The organism is Brevibacillus jepli (genome assembly GCF_047229145.1).
In the GTDB taxonomy this organism is placed as follows: domain Bacteria; phylum Bacillota; class Bacilli; order Brevibacillales; family Brevibacillaceae; genus Brevibacillus.
On the sequence record NZ_JBFEFW010000072.1, the window covers coordinates 1 to 3,902 of the forward strand.

The 3,902-nt window shown below is 49.6% G+C and carries 2 protein-coding genes; both read right to left on the reverse strand.

The genetic code is table 11. The features are described 5' to 3' along the window. A partial coding sequence (locus tag AB1L17_RS31235; protein WP_412848910.1) for a leucine-rich repeat protein occupies window positions 1–1,950 on the reverse strand: 1,950 nt, incomplete at its 3' end. 152 nt (window positions 1,951–2,102) lie between these two features. Beyond that, window positions 2,103–3,902 (reverse strand): winged helix-turn-helix domain-containing protein (locus AB1L17_RS31240; protein ID WP_412848775.1); only part of this gene is annotated, 1,800 nt, incomplete at its 5' end.

A 3,902-nucleotide genomic window follows, 5' to 3' on the forward strand; every position in this document is an offset into this window, starting at 1 on the left:
CTCCGCATCATTTTCTGCTCGTACCGTTAATACGAACGTATTTTTGCCTTCCTCCAGATCGACTTTCGCCCTGTCGGCCATGACTTTATTCTGTAGAATGACTTTGGCTGCGGAGTGCGCTTCTTTTACTACAAGCTCCACTTGTTCGGATGTTGTACGTGCCGTATATGCCGTTGTTCCAGAAGCAAATGAAGGGCTTAGATTCAATGGTTTGCCTCCCGCCCATACTTGCAGATCCGCAAGATCCGCATTGTTGGACAACCCGCGACCTCCTCCGCCACCACCGGAACCGCTGTTACCTCCTGCTGCTCTTGGGGTCGCTGTCGCTGCATTGGAGAAATCACTGGTTCCTTCTGCAGAGACAGCCTTTACTGCGAATGCGTATGATGTTCCATTCGTCAATCCCGTGACGTTGCAGGAGTTCGTGGTAACATCCGATTGAATGAGTTTCCAGTTCGCCGGATCAACAGGAGCTGATGTACCTTCCACCTGGTAGACTGCGTAAGTCACGCTGCCTGTTTCCGTGACCGCATCCCACTCTAATGTAACGGAACGGTCACCCGCCGAAGCCCTCAAATTCGTCGGGGCAGACATCATTGCAATCGTATAACGCTCCTCCATCACTTCGCTGTCGAGCATACCGTCCTTCATGGCAATCGCCTTGATCGTCATCTCTGTTGTCACTTCGATGGGCGCGGTATATTCGGCACTGCTGCTCGTCGGTTCGCTGCCATCTGTCGTGTAGTAAACCGTCGCTCCTTCAGTTGGCGTACTCAATGTCACCTTGGTGCCGGAAGGAACCACACCACCGGAAGGATCTGCCACCGGCCTGGCGACCTGTTCCGGCACTTCAAGCAGAAATGCTCCGGAATGGACTGTAAATAATTCCTTGCCGTCTTCATCTTCGGCATAAATGTGCACATACCAGGTACTATCTGTCGTTTGCGCATCTTCCAGGGAGTGTCTGAGAGTTTCTCCGCTTTCAAACGCCGTCCAGCCGTCGCCTTCCGGTTCGGTTGGCAAAGCCGGAGTCTCTTCAGTTGTTGTCCACTGATAGTGCAAGCTGAACGTTTTGCTCCAGAGCGCCTTGACAGTCGTCGCCGCTTCCTTTTGCTCCTGTCCGCCGCTGCTCCATGGAGCAAAGTTTAGAAATATAATGTTATTATTTCCGGCATATTTTTGTGCTTCGGAGTCAAGTTCCCCGATGATCACTTTAAGGGGATTGATCGCAAATGCGTAAGTCCCGATGTTCGTCACACCGTTCCCGATTTGTACACTTTGGAGTCGGTTGTTTCGAAATGCCCACCCCCCAATACTCGTCACACTGTCCGGGATCGTCACACTCTCGAGTTGGTTGTTTTCAAATGCCCCATTCCCGATGATCGTCATACCGTTCCCGATTTGTACACTTTGGAGTCGGTTGTTTCGAAATGCCCCCTCCCCAAGGCTGGTCACACTGTCCGGGATCGTCACACTCTCGAGTTGGTTGTCATCAAATGCCCCATCCCCGATGTTCGTCACACTGTCCGGGATCGACACACTCTCGAGTTGATTGGATTTAAATGCGTAATGTCCGACGTTCGTCACACTGTCCGGAATCGTCACACTCTCGAGTTGATTGGATGCAAATGCGGATTCCCCAATGGTCGTCACACTGTCCGGAATCGTCACACTTGTCAGATCTTTATTACGAAAAGCTGTATTTCCTATTGATATAACGCCCTTACCGCCTAACGTATCCGGAATCGTTATATCTTTCGCCGTGCCCACATATTTTGTAATCTCTACACCATCGGCAATCTCCTGATATTCATAATCACTTTCACTTGCTGTTGCCTCTCTAGTGTCTGTACCCAACCATGCGAAAAGTATAGTCAGTATGAGTAAACCAATCCTGGTCACGTTGTAGCGCTTCGGTATGTTCATTTGCCTTATCTTTAAAACATTCATCTCCTCATCATCCTCCTGCCCTCACTTCACAGCTTTATCCAACTCATTATACAAACTTCCTAATCCTTTTGTGATCAACCCTGCCTGGCACAAAAGATCAAAAAGGTTGAGCAGGGAGGTGGAGATGATTTATGCAAAAAAAGAGGAACGGGTCAGAACAACTGAAGTGTTCTGGCTCGTTCCAGCGCTTGCAATCGATTGTTCGTCTGTAATTTCCCATAGATATTGTTAATGTGGGTTTTTATGGTTGCCAGGGAAACATTCAGTTTCAGTGCAATTTCTTTATTGGACATCCCTGTTCCCATCAAACGAAGCACACATTGTTCTTTGGCTGTTAAAGCAACCGCCGTTCTTTCTGGGGGAATGCCGCCTTCCTTTTCAAGTGGCGGGAACAGTCTGAGCAATCGTTTCACGTAGGATAAAGGCACCTTATGATTGGGGCGGCGATGTTGATTTTGACGCAGTCGGATATATCGATCCAATATTTGCCCAAAGGCATTCCCTTCGTCAACAAAGGTTCGGATGTATCCTTCGGGCCACGCCAATGCAAGCGCTTCTTCTAATACATCCATACATTCTGTAATCCTTCCTTGAAGAAAAAAAATTCTGCTCTTGCGAACGAGAAGGCGAATGTAATCGCTTTGCCGTCTTGTTTCTCCAGCAACAAAGAGGAGACGCTCCGTTAAAGATGCAGCTTCCTCGATTTTTCCCTGCTCTGCCAGTATAGCAGCCAGCAGATCATATTCCTTGATCATGGATACCGGAATCTCATCCTGAAATCGCAAGCCGCTCTTTCTCAGCCATTGTCTCATCGGTTTCTCTTCCCCACGCATCCAGCCTTGCATGGCTCGGAACAAGGCCATTTTCCCGGACAAATTGGGATTCGCCTTCACAGACGCTAGTTTGGCTAACTCTTGTAATCTGTCGTCTGCCATCTCCTCGTCTCCCTGCACGGCGGCAATGCGAGCAAGCCATAGCGCCGCGATGGTCATCAGGCTTATATTATGATGCGTTCTTCCAATATCATAGGCTTGGCGCATCACCTTTTCCGCTTCGACCAGGCGATTTCGTTCGTACTGCATTTTCCCAAAGTCGATATACAGATGAGCAACAAAATACACGTTTCGGGTTCCGGACCAAATCGACAACAAGGGCGTTACCACCTGTTCCGCCAGTCGAAGGCCGTCATCCGACACATAGATGTCCCACAGCGGATGATAGCCATCCCGGTCGCTTCCGAATCCAATGAAGAGATTGCCTTCCTGTTGTTTCTCGACATATTCCTTTGAAAATTGAACGGCATATTCAAAATCCCGATCCAAAAACGTGCGAAATGCGTCCAGAAAAGCGAGTCCGGCATGCAATGTTTCGGCTTCAGAAGGATGAAGGGAAGCTGTGTCCTCTTCCAGCCTGCGAACCGCTCGCCAATACCCGACTGTGGCCGCTTCGACATGCCCGGACATGTACTGGGAAGCGAGCTTTGTCAAAAGCATCATCGGCCTGGCAAATAACAGTGAATCGGGAATAGCGCTGAGCCACGTGCAGAGCGTCGTCCATTCATTGGCCATCAGCTCTGGTGTAATCGCCTCTATTAATGAAAGCGCATGTTCGTAACTGGTAGCCGCCAGGTAATGATTCACCGCTTCACGAGGATACCCGTTCGCTTCTAGCCATTCTCCCGCTGCCATGTGAAGGGTTTGCCATCGCCGCGGCTCCCGCCTTTTCAGGTGCGCCTTCAAAAACTGCTGAAACAAATGATGGTACCTGTACCACTCCCGACGCTCGTCCAGAGCCACAAGAAACAAGCTTTCCCTGTCTAACTGTTGCAGATAGGCATCGCTTTCGGCTATGTGAGTTACCGCCTCACAAAGTTCGCCCGTCATCCGATCTAAAATCGACGTTTGCAGCAAAAATTGCTGCATCGTTTCAGACTGATAGGATAACACTTCATC